Here is a 21,780-nt window from a genome sequence, read left to right as displayed (position 1 = left end):
GGCGGCCCGGCGATGCGCGGCGGCCTTCGGCCTCGATTCCGCGCAGGGCGCGTGTCAGCGAAAGGCTCCAGGCCGTCACCTGACAGGTTTGCTCCAGGATGTTGGATCTGCGTCCGATACCATGTTTCCATCGGGTATCTCGTGTTGGGTGGTGAACACTACAGCGTTTCGGCGTTTCAACGAATAGCCGAAACGCTGTGAGACGATACTCGGCATCAGGGACCGCGCTCAGCCCCGCACCGTGCCGACGCCCGTCACCAGATACTTGAAGCTTGTCAGTTGCTCGGCCCCCACCGGGCCGCGCGCGTGCATCTTGCCGGTGGCGATGCCGATCTCGGCGCCCATGCCGAACTCGCCGCCATCGGCGAACTGGGTCGAGGCGTTGCGCATCAGGATCGCGCTGTCGAGCCGGGTGAAGAACCGGGTCGCGGCATCGTCGTCCTCGGTCAGGATCGCCTCGGTATGGCTAGAGCCATAGCGCCGGATATGGGCAATCGCGCCGTCCACATCATCGACCACCGCAGCGGCGATGATGTTGTCGAGAAACTCATGGCCGAAATCCTCGGGCGCCGCCGGCACCACGCCGGGCAGGTGCTGCAGCCCCTCGCCCGCGCGCACCTCGACCCCGGCGGCGACCAGATCGGCGATGATCTGCGCGCCCAGCCCTTCGGCGATATCGCGATGGATCAGCAGACACTCGGCCGCGCCGCAGATGCCGGTACGCCGGGTCTTGGCGTTGAGCACCACGCGGCGCGCCTTGTCCGCATCGGCGGCCTTGTCGACATAGACATGACAGATGCCTTCGAGGTGGGCGAAGACCGGCACGCGGGCCTCGGCCTGGACCAGCCCGACCAGCCCCTTGCCGCCGCGCGGCACGATCACATCGATATGTTCGACCATGCGCAACATCTCGGCCACGGCGGCGCGGTCGCGGGTGGGCACAAGCTGGATCGCGGCCTCGGGCAGCCCCGCCGCGCGCAGCCCCGCGACCATGCAGGCGTGCAGCGCGGTGGAGGAATGAAAGCTTTCCGATCCGCCGCGCAAGATCACCGCATTGCCCGCCTTGAGGCACAGCGCCCCGGCATCGGCGGTCACGTTGGGCCGCGATTCATAGATTACGCCGACGACACCGAGCGGCGTGCGCACCCGCTGGATATGCAGCCCCGTGGGCCGGTCCCACTCGGCGATCACCTGCCCCACCGGGTCGGGCTGGGCGGCGACGGCGCGCAGCCCGGCGGCGACCCCCGCGATCCGCCCCTCGTCCAGCATCAGCCGGTCCAGCATGGCGGGGCCAAGCCCCTTTTCACGGCCCAGTTCCATGTCGCGGGCATTGGCGGCGATGATATCGGCCTGCGCGGCCTCGACCGCATCGGCGGCGGCCTCAAGCGCCTTGGCGCGGGCCTCGGCCGGGGCATGGGCCAGTTCGGCGGACGCCATGCGCGCCCGCACCCCGATTTCCCGCATCAATCCTGCAATGTCGATCTGGTCGGTCATAGCACCATGTCATCCCTGTGGATCAGCGCAGCCCGCCCCGGATAGCCCAGGATCGCGGCAATGTCACCCGAATGGCGCCCCTTGATCGCGCGGGCCTCTTCGTCGGTATAACGCACCAGCCCCAGCCCCAGCCGCACCCCGTCGAGACTGAGAATAGCCACCGGATCGCCCCGGCCAAAGGCCCCCTCGACGGCGACCACCCCGGCAGGCAGCAGCGACTTGCCACCTTTCAACGCCTGCGCGGCGCCCGTGTCGATCCGGAGGACACCCTTTTCCTTCATCGCCGCGATCCAGCGCTTGCGCGCGGTCTGCGGATCGCCCTGAGGTGCGAACCATGTGCAGGGCGCGCCCTCTTCCAGCGCCAGGAGCGGGCGCTGCACCGCGCCCTGGGTGATCGCCATCGAGCAGCCCGCCACTGTCGCTGTCTTGGCCGCCATCAGCTTGGTCTTCATCCCGCCCTTGGACAGGCCCGAGACCGGATCGCCCGCCATTGCCTCGATCTCGGGCGTAATCGCGGCCACATGATCGAGCCGGCGCGCCTGCGGATCGGATTGCGGATTGCCGGTGTAAAGCCCGTCGACATCCGACAACAGCACCAGGTGATCGGCGCCCACGGTCACCGCGACCTGCGCGGCCAGCCGGTCATTGTCGCCATAGCGGATTTCATCGGTGGCGATGGTGTCGTTTTCGTTGACGATGGGCACCGCGCCGAAACCCAGCAGCGTCTCGAACGTGGCGCGGATGTTCAGGTAGCGGCGCCTGTCGGCGGTATCCTCCAGCGTCACCAGAACCTGCGCGGCGGTGATGCCATGGGGGGCCAGCGCATCCTCATAGGCGCGCGCCAGCCGGATCTGACCCACCGCAGCCGCCGCCTGGCTTTGTTCCAGCGGCAGGGTCTGCGCGGCCAGCCCCAGCACCCCGCGCCCCAGCGCGATGGAGCCGGATGACACCAGGATCACATCGGTGCCCCGCGCGCGGATCATCGCCACGTCTTCGGCCAGCCCGCGCAGCCATCCGTCGCGCAGCCGCCCGGTGCCGGCCTCGACCAGCAGCGCCGAGCCGATCTTGATGACAAGGCGGCGCGCTGCGCTCAGCTTCGCCATGGGGCATCGTCCTCTTCATCGTCGGGCGGGGCATCGGCGCGGCGGCGCGCGGCAACCTCGCGGTAGAGCGCGCGCAGCACCTCGGACACCCCTTCGCCCGAGACGCCCGACATCTCCATCACCGACGCGCCGAAGGCTTCGGCCAGCGCGGCGCGGCGCTCGGCACGGGTTTCCTCGTCCAATGCATCGACCTTGTTGAGCGCCACGATGCGCGGCTTGGCCGCCACTTTCGGCGAATAGGCCGCAAGCTCGCGCGAGATCACGGCGAAATCCTGCGCCACATCCTCCGAGGTGCCATCGACGAGGTGCAAAAGCACCGCGCAGCGCTCCACATGGCCGAGGAACTGATCGCCCAGGCCCCGGCCCTCGCTTGCGCCCTCGATCAGGCCGGGGATGTCGGCCACGACGAATTCGTGCCCGTCCACCGCGACAACGCCCAGATTGGGGTGCAACGTTGTGAAGGGGTAATCGGCGATCTTGGGCCGCGCGTTCGAGGTGGCCGCCAGGAAAGTCGATTTGCCCGCATTGGGCAGCCCCGCCAGCCCGACATCGGCGATCAGCTTGAGCCGCAGCCAGATCGTGCGCTCGACCCCTTCCTGCCCTGGATTGGCGCGGCGCGGGGCCTGGTTGGTCGCAGATTTGAAGCGCAGGTTGCCCCAGCCGCCATTGCCGCCCTTACCCAGCAGCACCCGATCGCCGACATGGGCGAGGTCGGCGATCACGGTCTCTTCGTCCTCGTCGAGGATCTCGGTGCCCGCGGGCACACGCAGCGTGATGCCCTCACCATCCTTGCCGGTGCGGCCCTTGCCCATGCCGGGCTGGCCGTTTCTGGCGAAGAAGTGTTGCTGATATCGAAAATCGATCAGCGTGTTCAGACCGTCCACGGCCACGGCCCAGACATCGCCGCCGCGCCCGCCATCGCCACCGTCGGGGCCGCCGAACTCGATGAACTTCTCGCGCCGGAAGCTGACGCAGCCCGCCCCGCCCCCGCCCGAGCGGATATGGACCTTTGCGAGATCGAGAAACTTCATGTCATGGCCCCTTGCGCTGCAGGCTCGGGCGGTTTTCTTGGGAAAACCGCTGCGAAGTCAGGCGATATGCCGAAACCGCTGCCGGCTCAACCCCGGCGGCGGATTCCGCTGGGCAATCGGCACGCTGCAATGCGGCCAGAGGCGCACACCCGCGGCACAAGTCACGCAGGGCCATAAAACCGGCTTTTCCTTTGCGGGTTTCGCGTTACCCTTGCCCGGCCGGGTGCCCGCGCCCGCTGCCAGTGCCAACCCGCCGTCAGAAGAGGCCGCCACCTGTGACAACCGTTGAACCGCCGGAAGCCAGCTTTTTCTTCGAACACTCGGAAGAGCTGTTCTGCCTGCTCGACGGCAACGGGTGCATCCTCCGCGCCAACAGGGCCTGGGCGGGGCTTCTGGGGCAGGAGCCCGAGACGCTGGAAGGCAGCCGGCTGCTGGATCGCGTGCATCCCAATGAGCGCAGCGAAACCGAAGCCATACTGCGCCAGATCGCCCGCGGCGGCGGCGAACCGGCACGGCTGCGCAACCGTATCCGCACCGAGGGCATGGCCTACCGGCGGCTGGAATGGCGATTCGCCCCCGTGCCGGGCAAAGTCCGGCTGGTGGCCATTGCCCGCGACATCACTGAAAACCACCGCCGCCTGAGCCACGCCGAACTGGTCGAGCGCGCCACCGGCACAGGCACCTGGGAAATCGATGTCGAGACGCGCGAACTCTACTGGTCGCCCGCCATCTACCGGATTCACGAACTGTTGCCCGGCCAGGTGCACCCCACGATGGCCGAGGCGTTCGCAGGCTATCCCGAAGCCGCGCGCCAGAAGCTTGCCACTGCGGCCGAACAGCTTCTGGCCACGGGCGAAAGTTTCGATCTTGAACTGCCCTGCATCACCGGGCGCGGCCGCGAGATACGTGTGCATCTGACCGGCACCGCCGAGATGCAGGGTGGCAAGCCGGTGCGCGCCTATGGCACGCTGCGCGATGTCACCTCGGAATACGAGCGGCACAAATGGCACAAGCGGCTCAGCGCGGTGGCCGAAAACACCACCAACGGCGTCCTGCTGCTTGATCGCTCGCTGCGTGTCGAATGGATCAACCCTGCCTTCGCGCAGCAATCGGGCCTGAACCGGACGCAGGTGATCGGGCAGAAGGCGCTCGACCTGCTCGGCTCGCCCGCCCCCGAAGGCTCCGGCCTGGCCGAGATCGAGGCCATGCTGCGCGCCGGTCAACCGGTGCGCGCCGACATGCTGCGCAGCGGCCCGGATGGCAGCCTGCGCTGGTTCGATGCCAATATCGAGCCGGTGCGCGCCCCCGAGGGCCATGTGACCGGGCATGTCTGCGTCGAAACCGAGATCACCGCCGCCCGCGCCAATGCCGGGCGGCTTGAGATACTGGAACATGCCGCACGCGCAGCCCGCGACCGGCTGATCGAGGCCGTGGAGGCCCTGCCGGATGCCTTCGTGCTGTTCGACCGCCAGGACCGGCTTGTCATGTGCAACGGGCGCTACCGCGAATTCTACGCCCTGACCGCGCCGGTGCTGCGCCCCGGTGTCACCTTCGAGGAAATCGAGCGCTACGCGCTTGCTCGCGGTCAGCTGCCCGATGCCATGGGGCGCGAAGAACACTGGCTGGCCGAGCGCCTGGAGGGCCGCAGAAAGGGCGGCCTGACAGTGGAGCAGCGCCTGCCCGACGGGCGTTTCCTGCGCACTGTCGAGCGGCGCACCCGGCGAGGCGAGCTTGTCGCGTTCCACATCGACATCACCGCACTGCGCCGCCGCCAGCAGGAGGCGATCAGCGCGCGCAACACGCTTCAGGCGACGCTGGATGCCATCCCCGACCTGTTGTTCGAGGTCGATGCCGAAGGCGGCATCATCGAGGCGCGTGACGGCACCTCGTCGCATCTGCAATGGCCGCCCGAGGAATACCCCGGCAAGACCCTGCATGACGTTCTGGCCGCGGCCTCGGCCGATGAACTGCTGGCATCGCTGCGCGACACGCTTGCCACGGGGGCCGGCCCGGCCCAGCCGATCGAGGTGTTCGACCATCTGCGCTGGTTCGAGGTGTCGATCGCCCCCAAGGGCCATGTCGATGGGCAGCCGCGCTTTCTGATAACCGCGCGCGACATCACCGAGCGCAAGCAGCTCGATGCCGAGCGTGCGCAGAAAGAGGCCGAACTGGCCGCCGCGAATTCCCGGCTGCAAAAGGCCCTGCGCGAGCGCGACGCCGCCGAGGCACGCTTTTTCGATCTTGCCTCGGTCAGCCGCGACTGGTTCTGGGAACTCGACAAGGAGCTGCGCTTCACCTTCATCTCGAAATCGGTGGCCGAGATGGGCGGCCCGCCGCCCGCATTCCATATCGGCAAGACCCACGAGGATATCGCCGCGCATTTCGGCGCAGCCCCGGCCGAGGCCGACTGGGACTGGCTGCGCGAGCGGATGGAGGCGCGCGCGCCCTTCAAGGATTTCGTGTACCGCAACCCCGCCATCCGCGACCGCAACGTCTGGGTGCGCGTCAGCGGGGCGCCGGTATTCGATCGCGAGGGGCGGTTCAGGGGGTACCGCGGCGTCGGCTCGGACGTGACCGCGCTTTACGAGGCGCGCCTGCGTGCCGAAGAGGCCAACATCGCCAAGTCGCGTTTCCTGGCAAACATGAGCCACGAGATCCGCACGCCGCTCAACGGGATCATGGGCATGGCCGCCGTTCTCGAAGAGCATATCCCGCAGGGCGAGGCACGCGAGATGCTCGGCGTGATCCGCGATTCCGGCGCCGCGCTGGTGACGATCCTCAACGACATCCTTGACTTTTCCAAGATCGAGGCCGGGCTGCTGGAACTGGATATCGGCCATTTCCGCCCCTCGGAACTGATGCGGCGGGTCGCATCGCTGCACCGGCTGCGCGCCGAAGAGAAGGGCCTGCGCTTCACGCTCGACCCTGGCCCCGACGTCGACACGCTGCGGCAGGGCGATGCGCACCGCATCCTGCAGATCCTGCACAACCTGGTGGGCAACGCCGTCAAGTTCACCGAGACCGGCGAAATCCGCGTGCGGTTCAGATGTTCTACCGAGACCCTGCTGGTCGTCGTCAGCGACACCGGGATCGGGCTGGAGCAGGAACAGATCGCGCGGGTTTTCGAGGAATTCGTGCAGGGCGACAGCTCGACCACGCGCAAGCATGGCGGCTCGGGGCTGGGCCTGTCGATCACCCGTCGGCTGGTCGAACTGATGCAGGGTCGCATCAGCCTGCAAAGCACGCCGGGCGAGGGCACATGCGTCACCGTGGAGCTGCCGCTGCCCGAAAGCGATGCGGACACCGACGATATGCCGCAATCCACAGATAATGGCGCGCCCATTGCAGCCAGGCCCGCAAAGGCTGCAAGAACCGGCAATGGCGCCGCCGGCGGCGAGGCCGGCAACGGGCAGGCCGCCGAAGGCAGCGCCGCGTTGGCGCTGCCCGCCGGGTTGACCGCGCTGGTGGCCGATGACAACGCGACCAACCGGCTTCTCATGGGGAAGTTTCTGGAGAAAATCGGCATTTCCGCACGGATCGTGGAGTCGGGCGGGGCGGCTGTCACCAGCGCACGCGAAGACCCGCCCGATCTTCTGCTGCTCGATATCTCGATGCCCGACATGACTGGCGTCGAGGCGCTGGCAGAAATCCGCAGGCACGAGGAAGAGGCCGGCCAACCGCCCAGCCCCGCCATCGCCGTCACCGCCAATGCCATGCACCATCAGGTGATGGAATACCTGGCGGCGGGCTTTGCCGCGCATGTCTCCAAGCCGCTCAGCCCCGAAACCCTGGCCGCGGGAATCGCCCGGGCGCTTCAGCGCGGCCCGGCAGCTGCGCCAGCCCCGCAAAGAAATCTGCACCCGAAATGAAATCGGGGGTTGAACGACTCGCACGCTGGCCTTAGGTGCCCGCCACGAGAGGTTCCGATCCCATCCCCGCAAGACGGGGGGGCGCTAAGGATCCTCTGGATTCAATCTGCTGGTACGAAGGGGTGCGCCATGAAAGACGCCAACCTCTTCCAACTGGGGATCGGTCTGGAGACAGGCGCCCATGCGGAAGACCTCCGTGGCCGCAAGGCTGCGTTCGACAATTGTGCAACGACGCCCGCCCGCGCCGACGCGCTGTGCGACAGCGGGCGTGACGACCATTTCATCCGCCGCAACGGCCGGGTCTATGCCGGCACCCATCTGATCATCGAGGTGGTCGATGGCACCGGGCTGGATGACGAGGCGCGCATTGAGCGCGCCTTTCGCGATTGCGTCACGGAATGTGGCGCGACGCTGCTGCACATCCACACCCACAAGTTCAGCCCCCAGGGCGTGAGCGGCGTGGCAGTGCTGGCCGAAAGCCACATCTCGGTGCACACATGGCCGGAAATCGGCTATGGCGCGTTCGACGTGTTCATGTGCGGCGATGCCGAACCCTGGCGCGCGGTCGGTGTGCTCAAGGCGGCGTTCGAGACCGACGACGTGCGCGTGCGTGAATTGCTGCGCGGCGACGGGCTGGTGACCGCCGAGGAGCGCGCGGCATGAGCCTGCGCGACGGCTGGAGCTTCGAGACACTGCATGCCGATTACGCCCAGGCGCTGAAGGTCGAGACGCTGCTTTACGACAGCGAGACCGAGCATCAGCGCCTGCGCGTCTTCGAGAACAACCGCTTCGGGCGGGTGCTGACGCTCGACGGGGTGGTGCAGACCACCGAAGGCGACAATTTCATCTATCACGAGATGCTGACCCATGTGCCGATCCTGGCGCATGGGGCGGCGCGGCGCGTGCTGATCGTGGGCGGCGGCGATGGCGGCATGGCCCGCGAGGTGTTGCGCCACGCCGATGTCGCACATGTCACCATGGTCGAGATCGACGCGGGCGTGGTGGAGTTTTCAAAGCAATACCTGCCGGGCCTGTCGCAGGGTGCGTTCGACGACCCGCGCCTCGAACTGGTGATCGCCGATGGCGCGGACTACATGCGCTCCGCGCGGGAAAGCTTCGACGTGATCATCATCGACTCGACCGATCCGGTCGGCCCCGGCGAGGTGCTGTTCACCGACAGCTTCTACGGCCATGCGCGCGAGCGGCTGGCTGAGGGCGGCATTCTGGTCACGCAGAACGGCGTGCCCTTCCTGCAGCCCGACGAGCTGACCAACACGCTGCGCGCCTTCAAGGCACTGTTTCGCGACTGGGGCTGCTACCTGGCCTCGGTGCCGTCCTATGCCGGCGGGCCGATGGCCTTTGGCTGGGCCACCGATGGCGAAGCCCGGCGCACGCCCGTCGATGTGCTGCGCCGCCGCTACGAGGCCGCAGGGCTGGCCTGCGACTACTACACCCCAGAGGTGCACCGCGCCGCCTTTGCCCTGCCCGGCTATGTGCGCAAGCTGCTGCCCAGGGGCTGACGGGCCGGCGCAAAGACCCGCTGTGGCGCCTCTGGCAAGCGGCGGAGTGGATATTTTTGCCAAGAAGATGGGGCGGGGCGCGATCTCGGGATGCGACCTCGGGGCGCGCGGCAGCGGATGAAGCGGCGCGCGAGAGTCCTGCCCCTTAGCGCCGCCGGAAGGTCAGGTAATGCGGGCGCCGCCTCTCGCGCAGGGCCTTTTGTTCGTAGCGGGTGGAATACCAGTCGTCCCAGGGCCTGTGCCAGTCGGCGGGGTCGGGGTTGAGGCATTCGAAATCCGGCCCCGGCACCTCTTCCATCGCCTGGCGCACGTAGTCGGGAATGTCGGTGGCCAGCCGGAACAGGGCGCCGGGCCTGAGCACCCGCGCCAGCGGCACCAGGTGCTCGGGCGTCACGAAACGGCGGCGGTGGTGGCGCGCCTTGGGCCAGGGGTCGGGATAGAGCAGAAAGGCGCGCGCGATGCAGGCGTCGGGCAGCACGTCGAACAGGTCGCGCACATCGCCCGGATGCAGCGCGACATTCTCCACCCCCGCCCGGCGCAGCCGCCCTAGCAGCATGGCCACGCCGTTCAGGTAAGGCTCGCAGCCGATCAGCCCGACATCGGGGCTGAGCCGCGCCTGATGCACCAGGTGTTCGCCACCGCCGAAGCCCACCTCAAGCCATAAATCCCGCCCATCGCCGAAGATCGCGCCGGGGTCGATGGGCCGGCGGGCGGGGTTTTCCTCTGCGGTCACGCCACGCAGGGCGAGGCGGTCGAGGTCTTCCTCGATCCAGCGCCGCTGGTTGGGCTTGAGCGCCTTGCCCTTGCGGCGGCCGTAGAAATTGCGCTTGGGCGGTGGGGTCTGTGACGTCACGGGCAGGTCTTTCGGGTTCGTTCGGCGCTCTGGCCTGCGATATGCGGGGTGCGGCGGCCGGGGTCAATCCCGTGCGGGCCGCCATGTGCCGGGCGGGGGGTTGCGGCCCGGCCCGCGCCGGGCATACTGACGCGCCAAAACGACAGGGAGCGGAAGACCCGTGAGCAAAAGCCTGAAACGCGTGGCCCGCGCCATCGACGAGGCCGGGATCGAAGCCCGAATCATCGAGATGGACGGCTCCACCCGCACCGCCGAAGAGGCCGCCGCCGCCGCCGGCTGCGCGCTGGACCAGATCGTGAAATCCATCGTCTTCCGGGGCGAGGAAACCGGCCATGTGCGGCTGTTCCTGACCGCCGGCGGCAACCGGGTCTGCGCCGACAAGGCCTCGGCCCTGGCGGGCGAGCGGCTGGGTCGCGCCGATGCGGCGCTGGTGCGGGCCGAGACGGGCTTTGCCATCGGCGGGGTCTCGCCGCTGGGGCTGATCGCGCCGGTGCCCTGCTGGATTGACCCGCGCCTGGGCACGTTCGACACGGTCTGGGCCGCCGCCGGCACGCCGCGCCACATCTTCGCCGCCCATCCGCGCGCCATCGCGCAGGCCTGCAGCGCCGTCGAGGCCGATTTCGTGGCCTGAGCGCCGCAGAGAGGACCGCATCATGCCCCACCCCCTGCCCGACCCCGAGCTTCTGCCCGAATTCTACGCCTGGGTGCCGGCCAAGCGGCTTGCCGCCTGGGCCGTCGATACGGTGCTGATCCTGCTGCTGTTCGTGGTGGTGCTGGTGCTGACGGCGCTGACCGGGCTTTTGATCATGCCGCTGTTGCTGTTTGCGGTGAACCTGGCCTATCGCGCGGTCTCCATCGGGCGCTGGTCGGCCACGCCGGGCATGATGCTGATGGCGATCGAGTTCCGGCGCCTGTCGGGCCAGCGGCTCGACCCGATGCAGGCCTTCGTGCATTCGCTGGTGTTCTGCATCGCGCAACTGGTGCCGGTTCTGCTTCTGATCTCGGCCGCGCTGATGCTGCTCACCCCGCGCGGCCAGGGGCTATCGGACCATCTTCTGCACACCACCGCCCTGAACCGCCCCGCGCCGCACTGAGCGGACATCCACATCACTGGGCCGGTCTGCGAAACTCTGCTTGGCGCATGCCGCTTGCCTTGCTAACCTCGGTGGACAAAGCAGGACTCACCGCTCATGCGCCACACACTGCCCATTGCGCCACAGTTCTATGTGACGGCCCCCCAGCCCTGCCCCTATCTCGCGGGCCGGACCGAGCGCAAGCTGTTCACCTCGCTTCAGGGCGAGACTGCCGAGCAGCTGAACAACGCGCTGTCCAAACAGGGGTTCCGGCGCTCGCAGAACGTGCTTTACCGGCCCTCCTGCGCCGATTGCGCGGCCTGCATGTCAGCACGTATCCGGGTGGCCGATTTCCGCCCCTCGCGCAGCCAGCGCCGCACGCTCAGACGCAACGCGGCGCTGCAACGGCGGGCCAGTTCGCCCTGGGCCAGCGAGGAACAGTACAGCCTGTTCCGCCGCTATCTGGACAACCGGCACGCCGATGGCGGGATGGCCGACATGGACATCTTCGAATTCGCCGCCATGATCGAGGAGACGCCGGTGCGCTCGCGCGTCATCGAATACCTGCGCCCGGCCTCGGCGGACAGCGGCGCCGCAGCCCGGAGCGACGCGCAGGATCTGGTCGCCGTCTGCCTGACCGATGTGCTCGATGACGGGCTGTCGATGGTCTATTCCTTCTACGAGCCCGACATGTCCGCCGCCAGCCTGGGCACCTATCTGATCCTCGACCATGTCGCGCTCGCGCGCGAGATCGGTCTGCCCTATGTCTATCTCGGCTATTGGGTGCCGGGCAGCCGCAAGATGGGCTACAAGGCCCGGTTCGGCACGCTCGAGGTCTATCATCGCGGCGCCTGGCGTGACCTGGGCGACCCGGCGGCCTATTCCGCCGCCACGCATCCGCTCGAGATCGCCCCGATCGCCGAGCAGGTCGCCCGCATCAACCTGCCCGACACCCGCCCGACCAGGCCCTGAGCCCCGCTTGCGGCGCAATTTGCCGTGCTGCGGCCCGGCGCTTCGCTGCAGCCGCAAGATGCTTTGCAAAAATGCCGCCTCCACCCCCGCGCGCGCAACTTTGCGAAACAAAACCGCCCGGCCACGTCAGAAAATGACAGGGCATTCCCCCTTTTCGCGGTTGACGCCCCCCGCCGGGGTGAATAATGTCGCTGGTGCAGCAAACTCCGAAAGGCAATGGTGACGCGATGCACGGCCTCATTGATCCGGTATCTGTAGTGGGAAAATGGCGCATGGGCCGGTAACGGTTGCCTGAACGGACCCCAATGCGCCCCCGCCTCAACACCGGGGGTTTTTTGTTGCGTGGCGAACAGGGCGTTGCCGCCCGGGCCGATCCGGCCCGAAGGCAGCACCCAAGCGGATGGAGAGCAAGGGCATGACACGGGCTATGACCGGTGCGAAGATGGTGGTTCAGGCGCTGAAGGATCAGGGCGTCGAAGTGGTGTTCGGCTACCCCGGCGGCGCCGTGCTTCCCATCTATGACGAGATCTTCCAGCAAAACGACATCCGCCATGTCCTCGTGCGGCACGAACAAGGCGCGGCCCACGCCGCCGAAGGCTATGCGCGCTCCACCGGCAAGCCCGGCGTCGTGCTCGTCACCTCCGGCCCCGGCGCGACCAACGCCGTCACCGGCATCACCGATGCGCTGATGGATTCCATCCCGATTGTCGTGCTGACAGGCCAGGTGCCCACATTCATGATCGGCACCGACGGCTTTCAGGAAGCCGACACTGTCGGCATCACCCGGCCCTGCACCAAGCACAACTGGCTGGTGAAGGACACCAAGGACCTGTCGCGCACCATCCACCAGGCCTTCCATGTCGCCACCACCGGCCGCCCCGGCCCGGTGCTGGTCGACATTCCCAAGGATGTGCAATTCGCCACCTCCGAATATACGCCCCCCCACAAGACGCCCACCGCCCATTACCAGCCAAGGCTCAAGGGCGACCTGGAACAGATCACGCGTCTGGCCGAGATGATCGAAACCGCCGAGCGGCCGATCTTCTACACCGGCGGCGGCGTCATCAACTCCGGCCCCGCCGCCAGCCAGCTGCTGCGCGAACTGGTCGATGCCACGGGCTTTCCCATCACCTCCACGCTCATGGGGCTGGGCGCCTACCCGGCCTCGGGCAAGCACTGGATGGGCATGCTGGGGATGCACGGCACCTACGAGGCCAACCTGGCCATGCATGGCTGCGACCTGATGATCAATATCGGCGCCCGCTTCGACGACCGGATCACCGGCCGCATCGCCGATTTCTCGCCGCATTCGAAAAAGGCGCATATCGATATCGACCCTTCCTCGATCAACAAGGTGGTCCATGCCGATGTGCCGATCCTGGGCGACGTGGCGCATGTGCTCGAGGATCTGCTTCGCGTCTGGAAGGCGCGTGGACGCAAGACCAACGCGGCCGGGCTGCAGAAATGGTGGAAGAAGATCGACGAATGGAAGGCGGTGAACTGCCTGTCCTACAAGCCCTCGGGCAAGATGATCCGCCCGCAGCACGCCCTCACGCGGCTTGAGGCCCTCACCAAGGGCCATGACCGCTATATCTGCACCGAAGTGGGCCAGCACCAGATGTGGGCCGCGCAATACCTGGGCTTCGAGGCTCCCAACCGCTGGATGACATCGGGCGGGCTGGGCACCATGGGCTATGGCTTCCCCGCCTCGATCGGCGTGCAGATCGCGCATCCCGACGCGCTGGTCATCAATGTCGCGGGCGAGGCGTCGTGGCTGATGAACATGCAGGAGATGGGCACCGCCGTGCAGTACCGCCTGCCGGTCAAGCAGTTCATCCTCAACAATGAACGCCTCGGCATGGTGCGCCAGTGGCAGCAACTGCTGCATGGCGAGCGCTACTCGCATTCCTGGTCCGAGTCGCTGCCCGATTTCGTCAAGCTGGCCGAGGCCTTCGGCGCCAAGGGCATCAAGTGCGACAACCCCGCCGATCTCGACGATGCGATCCTCGAGATGATCAACCATGACGGCCCGGTGATCATGGACTGCCTGGTCGAGAAGCACGAGAACTGCTTCCCGATGATCCCCAGCGGAGAGCCGCACAACAAGATGCTGCTGGGCGAAGCCGACCCCGCGAACGCAATCGGCGCCAAGGGCGCGGTCCTCGTCTGAGGCCCGGCCCGCCACCCGACGGGGCCGCGCCCGCCCGGGCCGGCCCGCCCGCAAGATCAAGGAAGGCTCGCAAATGTCCCCGCTGAAAATCAAGAAAGGCTCGTCCAAGCACTCGGCCTACGATCTGCGCGACCCCAACGCCGACGTGCAGGAGCGCCACACGCTGGCCGTGCTGGTCGATAACGAACCCGGCGTGCTGGCGCGCGTGATCGGGCTCTTCTCGGGCCGGGGCTACAATATCGAAAGCCTCACGGTGGCCGAAACCGACCACGAGGGGCATCTCTCGCGCATCACTGTCGTCACCACCGGCACGCCGCAGGTGATCGAACAGATCAAGGCCCAGCTCGGCCGCATGGTGCCTGTCCACGGCGTGCATGACCTCACTGCCGAGGGCGCCTCGGTCGAGCGCGAACTGGCGCTCTTCAAGGTCGCGGGCACCGGCGACGCCCGCGTCGAGGCGCTGCGCCTGGCCGACATCTTCCGCGCCAATGTGGTCGACTCCACCCTCGAAAGCTTCATCTTCGAGATCACCGGCACACCGGAAAAGATCGACGCCTTCGCCGAACTCATGCGCCCGCTGGGCTTGCGCGAAATGGCTCGCACTGGCGTCGCCGCGCTCTCTCGCGGCGCATAAATGCAAGGATGCCGCGCTCTCTCGCGGCGCATGAATGCAAGGATTCCACGCGCTCACGCGGCGCATAAGTGTAAAGATTCCGCGCTCTCACGCCGCACATGAAGGCAGCAGGGTCGCGGCCCCGCCACGCCCCGCTCGCAGCACACCTCCGTTCCCTTCACTGTGACGAAAATATCCTCGGGGGGAATTGCCCGCGAAAGCGGGGCAAGGGGGGCAGACAGCCCCCGTCCCCCTCTCCCCCAAGAACCGGCCCCGCCCCGATGTCAGAAACCCTGCATACCGAACCTCTCACGGCTGACGCCTTCGCCCCCTTCGGCGATCTGCTCGAGGCCGCCGGCCCCCCCGACAAGGTCATCAATGCCGGGTTCTGCGAACGGTTTCACGACCGCGCGCGGCTCGACTTCGGCCCCGGCGGACGGGCAGGGCTGTCGATCTTCCGGGCCGAGCCGCGCAGCCTTCCCCTCCGCCTCGACATGGTCGAGCGCCACCCGGAGGGCTCGCAGGCCTTCATCCCGATGACGGCGGCGCCGTTTCTGGTGGTCGTCGCGCCCGATCAGGGCGGCCGGCCCGGGCGGCCGCGTGCCTTTCTCGCCCATCCGGGCCAGGGGGTGAACTATCTGCGTGGCACCTGGCACGCGGTGCTCACGCCGCTGGCCGCGCCGGGGCTTTTCGCCGTGTTCGACCGGATCGGCCCCACCCCGAACCTCGAGGAACACGCCTTCGCCACCCCCTGGCTGATCACCGCCGCGCGGCGCTGAAAGCGCACGCGTTCAGGCCGACAGCCCCTCCGGCTCTCGCAGGCCGTGGAGGCGCGCGGCCGCGGTGACCGTGTTGGCCAGCAGGCAGGCGATGGTCATCGGCCCCACGCCACCCGGCACCGGGGTGATCGCCCCGGCGACAGCGGCGGCGCTGTCGAAATCCACATCTCCTACCAGCCGCGTCTTGCCGGCGCCGCGCTCGGGCGCGTCGATGCGGTTGATGCCCACGTCGATCACCGTGGCGCCGGGCTTGATCCAATCGCCGGGGATCATCCGCGGCCGGCCCACCGCCGCGACCAGGATATCGGCGCGGCGGCAGACGGCGGGCAGATCGCGGGTGCGCGAATGCGCCACTGTCACCGTGCAGCTTTCGCCCAGCAGCAACTGCGCCATCGGCTTGCCCACGATGTTCGAGCGCCCGACGATCACCGCGTCAGCGCCCTGCAGGCTGCCCAGTTGCTCGCGCAGCATGAGCAGGCACCCCAGCGGCGTGCAGGGCACCATCGCCTTCTGCCCCGTGGCCAGCCGCCCTACATTCAGGATATGGAACCCGTCCACGTCCTTTTCCGGCGCGATGGCGTTGATCACCAGATCGGCGTTCAGATGCGCGGGCAACGGCAGCTGCACCAGGATGCCGTGCACCGCCGGGTCGGCATTGAGCCGCGCGATCAGCGCCAGCAACTCGGCCTCGCCGGTATCCGCGGACAGCCGGTGCTCGAACGAGGCCATGCCCGCCTCGACCGTCTGGCGGCCCTTGTTGCGCACATAGACCTCGCTTGCCGGGTCCTCGCCCACCAGCACCACCGCCAGCCCCGGTGTCACCCCGTGATCGGCCTTCATCCGCGCCACATGCGCCCCCACCCGCGCGCGCAGCCGCGTCGCGAATTCCTTGCCGTCGATGATGCTTGCCGTCATCTTTCCACTGTTCCTCTCAATTCAGCCCCGCCACAGGTGCGCCGCAAGTGCCGGTCCGGCTTCGCGCCGCCAGCGATCGCGGCCCGCGCGCCCCGGTCATGGCGCGGCAACGGGCAGCATTGCGCATGGCAGGCGACACCTCGCTTTTGCGCGGGTCCCGCGCTTCCTACCCGCTTGCCGCTGCCCCTGACAATGCCGCAATTGCAGCATTGCCTTGCGGGCCGGCGGGCGGGGCGACGCGCCGCAAGGCGCAAGCGCCGCCTGGCCCGGCCCGTTCAGAAAAGCCCTTCGATCTCGCCCGCCTCGTTGAGCATGATCGCCTCGGCCGCCGGGTTGCGCGGCAGGCCCGGCATGGTCATGATCTCGCCGCAGATCGCCACCACGAACCCCGCCCCCGCTGAAAGCCGCACCTCGCGGATCGGCACGGTATGGCCGGTGGGCGCCCCGCGCAAGTTCGGATCGGTCGAAAAGCTGTATTGCGTCTTGGCCATGCAGATCGGCAGGTGGCCGTAGCCATCGGCCTCCCAGCTGCGCAGCTGGTCGCGCACCTTCTTGTCGGCGATCACCTCGTCGGCGCGATAGATGCGCTTGGCGATGGTGTCGATCTTGTCGAAAAGCGACATCTCGTCAGGGTAGAGGGGCGCGAAGTTCCCCGCATCCGCATCGGCCAGATCGGCCACGCGATGCGCAAGCTCCTCGATCCCGGCGCTGCCTTCGGCCCAGTGGCGGCAGATGATCGCCTCGGCGCCTTCGGCGCGCACATACTCCTGCACTGCGGCGATCTCGGCCTCGGTATCGCCGGTGAAATGGTTGATCGCCACCACCACCGGCACGCCGAAGCCTTTCACATTTGCGATGTGGCGGCCAAGGTTGGCGCAGCCCTTCTGCACCGCCTCGACATTCTCGGCCCCCAGATCGGGCTTGGCCACGCCGCCATTCATCTTCATCGCGCGCACCGTGGCCACGACCACCGCGACCGAAGGCGTCAGCCCCGCCTTGCGGCACTTGATGTCAAAGAATTTCTCGGCGCCGAGGTCGGCACCGAAACCCGCCTCGGTCACCACGTAATCGGCCAGCCGCAGCGCCGTCTGGGTGGCGATCACCGAATTGCAGCCATGGGCGATATTGGCGAACGGCCCGCCATGCACGAAGGCCGGGTTGTTCTCCAGCGTCTGCACCAGGTTGGGCTGCATCGCGTCGCGCAAAAGAACAGTCATCGCCCCGTCGGCCTTGAGGTCGCGGGCGTAGACCGGCGTGCGGTCGCGCCGATAGGCCACGATGGTCTCGCCCAGCCGGCGGCGCAGATCGCCCAGATCGGTGGCCAGGCACAGGATCGCCATGACCTCCGACGCCACGGTGATGTCGAACCCCGTCTGCCGGGCGAAGCCGTTGGCCACGCCCCCCAGCCCCACGACATTGTCGCGCAAGGCGCGGTCGTTCATGTCCATCACCCGGCGCCAGACGATCCGGCGCTCGTCGATCTCCAGCGTGTTGCCCCAGTAGATGTGATTGTCGATCAGCGCCGCCAGCAGGTTATGCGCACTGGTGATGGCATGGAAATCGCCGGTGAAGTGCAGGTTCATGTCCTCCATCGGCACCACCTGGGCCAGACCGCCGCCTGCCGCGCCGCCCTTCATGCCGAAGCAGGGGCCGAGGCTGGCCTCGCGGATGCAGATGGCGGCCTTGCGCCCGATCCGGTTCAACCCGTCGCCCAGCCCCACGGTAGTGGTGGTCTTGCCTTCGCCCGCCGGTGTCGGGTTGATGGCCGTGACCAGGATCAGCCTGCCGCGCGGGCGGCTGCCCAGCCCCTCGATGAAGGCCTGCCCCACCTTGGCCTTGTCATGGCCGAAGGGCAGCAGATGTTCGGCAGGAATGCCCAGCCTGGCGCCGATCTCCTGGATCGGCAGCTTGTCGGCCTCGCGGGCAATCTCGATGTCACTCCTGTGGGCCATGTGCGGTTTTCCTTCCCCTCGCTCGGTATCCTGCGCAATGGTCTGCGCTTTCCCCCTCCTTACGGTGCCGGACGATATCGCGGAAAGGCATTTGCGACCGATCCGCGCCGATTTCCGCCGCCCGCGGTTTCGCATCGGCACCATCGGTGCCGGATAGCAGAAATCCGTCGCTCCGGGGCGCGCCTGGACGCGCCTGTTCAGTCCTTGTGCAACACGAAGAACACACGGCGAAAGGGAAACAGCACCGAGCCGTCCGCCTGACGCGGATAGGCCTCGTTCAGTTCCGCCTCATAGGCGGTCACATAGGCCGTGGCCTCCTCCGGCTCGAGCGGCGCCACGAAAGGGCGCATCATCGTGCTTTCGGTAAAGGCGCGCACCGGGTGCCCACCGCCATCAAGCGGGGCGAGGCGCTGGACATACTCGCTCTCCCAGGCATTGACGGTGCCCTGCGGCGTTAGCATCGCCACATAGTCGCGCGCCGGGGCGACAGGGGCCGCGAACAGCTGTTCGGGGTGCCGCCCCGGAAACATCCGCCGCGCCAAAGACCGCAGCAGCGCATGCGAGGGCGCTGCATCGTTGCGCGGCATCTGCACCGCCAATACCCCGCCCGCCGGCAAGTGCCGCGCCAGCCGCGGCATCAGGCGCGCGTGATCGCCCAGCCATTGCAGTGCGGCGTTGGAAAAGATCAGCGCCGGCGGCACCTCGGGCCGCCAGCCGGCGATATCGCCCTGCTCAAGCCGGTCATAGGCGCCACAAGCCGCGGCACGCTCCAGCATCGCCGCGCTGGCGTCGATCCCGGTCAGCCGCGCGCCGGCAAAGCGCGCCCGCAGCACCGGCCCGACCGCGCCGCTGCCACAGCCCAGATCGGCCACCGCCTCCCCGGCCGGGGCCGGAACCTGCGCCAGCAGGTCCAGCGCCGGGCGCAGCCGCAGGCCCCGGAAGCGCCCATAGGCGCCCGGGTCCCAGTCGGCCGCCGCGCTCATGCGCTGGGTTCGGGCTCCATCCCGTCGTCCGGGCGCGACCCTTTCGTCTTGCTGGTCTTGGGTATCGCCGTGACACTGGCCGTATTACCGCTGGCGTCGTCGCCATCATCATCGGCGCGGTCCAGCGGCTCGCCCGCGATCACCTTGCGGATCTCGTCGCCCGTCAGCGTTTCGTATTCCAGCAGCCCCTGCGCCAGCCGCTCCAGATCGTCGCGCTTCTCGGTCAGGATCCGCTTGGCCGTCTCATAGCCCTCATCGACGATCTTGCGCACCTCGGCGTCGATCATCTTCTGCGTCTCGGGCGAGATGCTCGACGGCCCCTGATACGCCCCGAGATAGCTCTGCTGCTCGTTGGCATAGTCGATATTGCCAAGATCCTCCGAAAAGCCGAACTGCGTGACCATCGCGCGCGCGATCCGGCTGACCTGCTGGATGTCCGAAGCCGCGCCCGAGGTCACGTTCTCCTTGCCGAAGATCAGCTCCTCGGCGACCTTGCCGCCCATCGCCATGGCGATCTTGGACTTGTACTTGGTGTAGGTCACGCTCAGCTGATCACGCTCGGGCAGCGACAGCACCAGCCCCAGCGCGCGCCCGCGCGGGATGATCGTGGCCTTGTGGATCGGATCGTGCTGCGGCACGTTCAGCCCGACAATGGCGTGGCCGGCCTCATGATAGGCGGTGAGCTTCTTCTCGTCCTCGGTCATCACCATGGAGCGCCGCTCGGCCCCCATCATGACCTTGTCCTTGGCGTCCTCGAAATCGTCCATGACGACAAAGCGCCGCCCCTTGCGCGCCGCCATCAGCGCCGCCTCGTTCACCAGGTTGGCAAGATCGGCCCCCGAGAACCCTGGCGTGCCGCGGGCGATGATGCGCAGGTCCACATTCGGCCCCAGCGGCACCTTGCGCGCGTGAACGCCCAAAATCTTCTCGCGGCCCTTGATGTCGGGGTTGGGCACCTGGACCTGCCGGTCGAAGCGGCCGGGGCGCAACAGCGCCGGGTCCAGCACATCGGGGCGGTTGGTAGCCGCCACGATGATGATGCCCTCGTTGGCCTCGAACCCGTCCATCTCGACCAGCAGCTGGTTGAGCGTCTGCTCGCGCTCGTCATTGCCGCCGCCATAGCCGACGCCGCGCGAGCGCCCCACCGCGTCGATCTCGTCGATGAAGACGATGCAGGGCGCGTTCTTCTTGGCCTGCTCGAACATGTCGCGCACGCGGCTCGCACCGACACCCACGAACATCTCCACGAAATCCGAGCCCGAAATGGTGAAAAACGGCACGCCGGCCTCGCCCGCGATGGCACGCGCCAGCAGCGTTTTGCCGGTGCCCGGCGGGCCCACGAGAAGCGCGCCTTTGGGGATATGCCCGCCCAGCCGGCTGAACTTCTGCGGGTTGCGCAGGAATTCGACGATCTCTTCCAGCTCTTCCTTGGCCTCATCGATGCCCGCCACCTCGTCAAAGGTGACGCGGCCGGTCTTTTCGGTCAGCAGCTTGGCCTTCGACTTGCCAAACCCCATGGCGCCGCCGCGCCCGCCGCCCTGCATCCGGTTCATGAAATAGATCCAGATGCCAATCAGAAGCAGGAAGGGCAGCCAAAGCCCCAGCGCCGACAGAAAGCCCGAGGTTTCCTGCGGGCGCACCTCGACCGCAACTTCGGCCGCCAGCAGCCTGTCGGTCAGGTCAACCCCGTCAGGCTTCACGGTGGAAAGCTGCTGGCCGTCGCGGCCACGAATGCTCACGCGCTCGCCATCGATGGTGACATGCGCCACCTGGCCGGCATCCACCCGCTCGATGAACTCTGAATAGGGGATCGAGCGCGCCGATGTCGTCGTCTGCCCGTTGCTGAACAGGTTGAACAACGCCAGCATCAGCAGGAACAACACGACCCAGAAGGCGATGTTTTTCAGATTACCCAAGGAAAGCTCCTTCGTGTCAGGGCGCGCGGCTGCGGGCCCGATCGGTTGATATACAAAATAAGGATATGTGCCCGGGGTTCAATGCGATAAAAGCGATGCGTGAAAATCCGCCGCACCCGGCGCCTGCGCCAGCCGCCATCCGGCATCCTCGCCGTCTGCCCGCAACACCGGCACCGCCAGCAGCCGCCCGCCGGCCCAGACTGCGGGCAATGCCAGCAGCGCCTGCCGCAGGCGCCGCCATTGCCCCCCCTGCGCAAGCTCCTTCTTCTTGGCGAAAATATCCTCGCCGAAGGCATCGCCACCGCTGCAATCCGCGCGCTCCGCCCGGTCCTTGAGCGCCTGCAATCCCGCCTCACCCAGCGCGGCCACTTCGCCCCCGGTCACTGCGGCGCGCAACGGCTCCAGCCGCCAGCGCCCGTCCCAGGGGGCGCCGGATGATGCGCGGAAATCCGCCACCGCGGCATGTTCGCGCGCCACCCGCAGCCAGCCCTCGGGCGTATCAGGCAACAGCAGGCAGCCATGCAGCGCCGCCGTGCG

At 67.7% G+C, this 21,780-nt stretch carries 17 protein-coding genes and 1 pseudogene; 9 read left to right on the top strand and 9 right to left on the bottom strand.

The window, feature by feature from the left end; genetic code table 11:
* Positions 1–228 precede the first annotated feature (228 nt).
* From DQ229_RS12970 to obgE, 3 genes are read right to left on the bottom strand one after another with little or no spacing between them, the layout of a single operon-like run.
* The gene (locus DQ229_RS12970) at positions 229–1,494 is read right to left on the bottom strand and encodes a glutamate-5-semialdehyde dehydrogenase (RefSeq protein WP_114966685.1); all 1,266 of its coding nucleotides are present in this window, start codon (positions 1,492–1,494) and stop codon (positions 229–231) included.
* Positions 1,491–2,597: a glutamate 5-kinase gene (gene proB / locus DQ229_RS12965; RefSeq protein ID WP_114966684.1), complete on the bottom strand. Its 1,107-nt coding sequence runs from the start codon at positions 2,595–2,597 to the stop codon at positions 1,491–1,493. Before proB ends, DQ229_RS12970 begins: the two co-directional genes overlap by 4 nt.
* Complete coding sequence (gene obgE / locus DQ229_RS12960; protein WP_114966683.1) at positions 2,585–3,628, bottom strand: GTPase ObgE; 1,044 nt, start codon at positions 3,626–3,628, stop codon at positions 2,585–2,587. Before obgE ends, proB begins: the two co-directional genes overlap by 13 nt.
* 275 nt (positions 3,629–3,903) lie before the next feature.
* On the opposite strand from obgE, the gene DQ229_RS12955 reads away from it, so the two are divergent.
* The 3 genes from DQ229_RS12955 (at position 3,904) to speE (ending at position 9,017) form a co-directional block, all read left to right on the top strand.
* On the top strand, positions 3,904–7,497 hold the full coding sequence (locus DQ229_RS12955) for a PAS domain-containing hybrid sensor histidine kinase/response regulator (RefSeq protein WP_162300866.1): 3,594 nt from the start codon (positions 3,904–3,906) through the stop codon (positions 7,495–7,497).
* Positions 7,498–7,626: 129 nt separating this feature from the next.
* Positions 7,627–8,160: an adenosylmethionine decarboxylase gene (gene speD / locus DQ229_RS12950; protein WP_114966681.1), complete on the top strand. Its 534-nt coding sequence runs from the start codon at positions 7,627–7,629 to the stop codon at positions 8,158–8,160.
* Positions 8,157–9,017, top strand: a complete 861-nt coding sequence (gene speE / locus DQ229_RS12945) for a polyamine aminopropyltransferase (protein ID WP_114966680.1) — start codon at positions 8,157–8,159, stop codon at positions 9,015–9,017. Before speD ends, speE begins: the two co-directional genes overlap by 4 nt.
* Positions 9,018–9,162: 145 nt before the next feature.
* Here the strand turns inward: speE and trmB are convergent, their stop codons facing one another.
* Complete coding sequence (gene trmB, locus DQ229_RS12940) at positions 9,163–9,870, bottom strand: tRNA (guanine(46)-N(7))-methyltransferase TrmB (protein ID WP_114966679.1); 708 nt, start codon at positions 9,868–9,870, stop codon at positions 9,163–9,165.
* A 160-nt stretch (positions 9,871–10,030) separates the two neighbouring features.
* Here trmB and DQ229_RS12935 point away from each other — a divergent pair, with 160 nt between their 5' ends.
* The 6 genes from DQ229_RS12935 to DQ229_RS12910 all read left to right on the top strand — a co-directional run bounded on the left by DQ229_RS12935 (position 10,031) and on the right by DQ229_RS12910 (position 15,477).
* Positions 10,031–10,501, top strand: coding sequence for a YbaK/EbsC family protein (locus DQ229_RS12935; protein ID WP_114966678.1), 471 nt, complete (start codon positions 10,031–10,033; stop codon positions 10,499–10,501).
* A 22-nt stretch (positions 10,502–10,523) separates the two neighbouring features.
* Positions 10,524–10,964, top strand: coding sequence for an RDD family protein (locus tag DQ229_RS12930; protein WP_114966677.1), 441 nt, complete (start codon positions 10,524–10,526; stop codon positions 10,962–10,964).
* 96 nt (positions 10,965–11,060) lie between these two features.
* A complete protein-coding gene (locus DQ229_RS12925; protein ID WP_114966676.1) occupies positions 11,061–11,915 on the top strand; it encodes an arginyltransferase in 855 nt (284 codons plus the stop codon).
* A gap of 415 nt (positions 11,916–12,330) precedes the next feature.
* The gene (locus DQ229_RS12920; protein ID WP_114966686.1) at positions 12,331–14,085 is read left to right on the top strand and encodes an acetolactate synthase 3 large subunit; all 1,755 of its coding nucleotides are present in this window, start codon (positions 12,331–12,333) and stop codon (positions 14,083–14,085) included.
* Positions 14,086–14,158: 73 nt separating this feature from the next.
* Positions 14,159–14,719, top strand: coding sequence for an acetolactate synthase small subunit (gene ilvN / locus DQ229_RS12915; protein WP_114966675.1), 561 nt, complete (start codon positions 14,159–14,161; stop codon positions 14,717–14,719).
* Between the two features lie 260 nt (positions 14,720–14,979).
* Positions 14,980–15,477 carry an ureidoglycolate lyase gene (locus tag DQ229_RS12910; protein WP_114966674.1) on the top strand — a complete coding sequence of 166 codons (498 nt, stop codon included), beginning with the start codon at positions 14,980–14,982 and terminating at the stop codon, positions 15,475–15,477.
* Between the two features lie 12 nt (positions 15,478–15,489).
* Here DQ229_RS12910 and folD read toward each other — a convergent pair whose 3' ends face one another.
* From folD to DQ229_RS16540, 5 genes and pseudogenes are all read right to left on the bottom strand, one after another.
* On the bottom strand, positions 15,490–16,392 hold the full coding sequence (folD, locus tag DQ229_RS12905; protein WP_114966673.1) for a bifunctional methylenetetrahydrofolate dehydrogenase/methenyltetrahydrofolate cyclohydrolase FolD: 903 nt from the start codon (positions 16,390–16,392) through the stop codon (positions 15,490–15,492).
* Positions 16,393–16,667: 275 nt separating this feature from the next.
* Complete coding sequence (locus DQ229_RS12900) at positions 16,668–18,344, bottom strand: formate--tetrahydrofolate ligase (protein WP_114966672.1); 1,677 nt, start codon at positions 18,342–18,344, stop codon at positions 16,668–16,670.
* A 197-nt stretch (positions 18,345–18,541) separates the two neighbouring features.
* Positions 18,542–19,327: a methyltransferase domain-containing protein gene (locus tag DQ229_RS12895; RefSeq protein WP_114966671.1), complete on the bottom strand. Its 786-nt coding sequence runs from the start codon at positions 19,325–19,327 to the stop codon at positions 18,542–18,544.
* A complete protein-coding gene (gene ftsH / locus DQ229_RS12890) occupies positions 19,324–21,243 on the bottom strand; it encodes an ATP-dependent zinc metalloprotease FtsH (protein WP_114966670.1) in 1,920 nt (639 codons plus the stop codon). The genes DQ229_RS12895 and ftsH overlap by 4 nt, the downstream gene beginning before the upstream one ends.
* Positions 21,244–21,321: 78 nt before the next feature.
* Positions 21,322–21,780 (bottom strand): annotated as a pseudogene (locus DQ229_RS16540) (hypothetical protein); the annotation flags it as partial.

Source organism: Alkalilacustris brevis (assembly GCF_003350345.1).
Lineage (GTDB): Bacteria > Pseudomonadota > Alphaproteobacteria > Rhodobacterales > Rhodobacteraceae > Alkalilacustris > Alkalilacustris brevis.
This window is presented reverse-complemented; position numbering and strand designations above follow the sequence as displayed.

What these genes read in the sequence shown, in the direction of transcription:
- DQ229_RS12925 (WP_114966676.1), top strand. Translation starts at nt 11,061, where the DNA reads ATGCGCCACACACTGCCCATTGCGCCACAGTTCTATGTGACGGCCCCC.
- DQ229_RS12910 (WP_114966674.1), top strand. Translation starts at nt 14,980, where the DNA reads ATGTCAGAAACCCTGCATACCGAACCTCTCACGGCTGACGCCTTCGCC.
- DQ229_RS12970 (WP_114966685.1), bottom strand. Translation starts at nt 1,494, where the DNA reads ATGACCGACCAGATCGACATTGCAGGATTGATGCGGGAAATCGGGGTG.
- DQ229_RS12895 (WP_114966671.1), bottom strand. Translation starts at nt 19,327, where the DNA reads ATGAGCGCGGCGGCCGACTGGGACCCGGGCGCCTATGGGCGCTTCCGG.
- obgE (WP_114966683.1), bottom strand. Translation starts at nt 3,628, where the DNA reads ATGAAGTTTCTCGATCTCGCAAAGGTCCATATCCGCTCGGGCGGGGGC.
- folD (WP_114966673.1), bottom strand. Translation starts at nt 16,392, where the DNA reads ATGACGGCAAGCATCATCGACGGCAAGGAATTCGCGACGCGGCTGCGC.
- proB (WP_114966684.1), bottom strand. Translation starts at nt 2,597, where the DNA reads ATGGCGAAGCTGAGCGCAGCGCGCCGCCTTGTCATCAAGATCGGCTCG.
- speD (WP_114966681.1), top strand. Translation starts at nt 7,627, where the DNA reads ATGAAAGACGCCAACCTCTTCCAACTGGGGATCGGTCTGGAGACAGGC.
- DQ229_RS12930 (WP_114966677.1), top strand. Translation starts at nt 10,524, where the DNA reads ATGCCCCACCCCCTGCCCGACCCCGAGCTTCTGCCCGAATTCTACGCC.
- DQ229_RS12900 (WP_114966672.1), bottom strand. Translation starts at nt 18,344, where the DNA reads ATGGCCCACAGGAGTGACATCGAGATTGCCCGCGAGGCCGACAAGCTG.
- DQ229_RS12920 (WP_114966686.1), top strand. Translation starts at nt 12,331, where the DNA reads ATGACACGGGCTATGACCGGTGCGAAGATGGTGGTTCAGGCGCTGAAG.
- speE (WP_114966680.1), top strand. Translation starts at nt 8,157, where the DNA reads ATGAGCCTGCGCGACGGCTGGAGCTTCGAGACACTGCATGCCGATTAC.
- ilvN (WP_114966675.1), top strand. Translation starts at nt 14,159, where the DNA reads ATGTCCCCGCTGAAAATCAAGAAAGGCTCGTCCAAGCACTCGGCCTAC.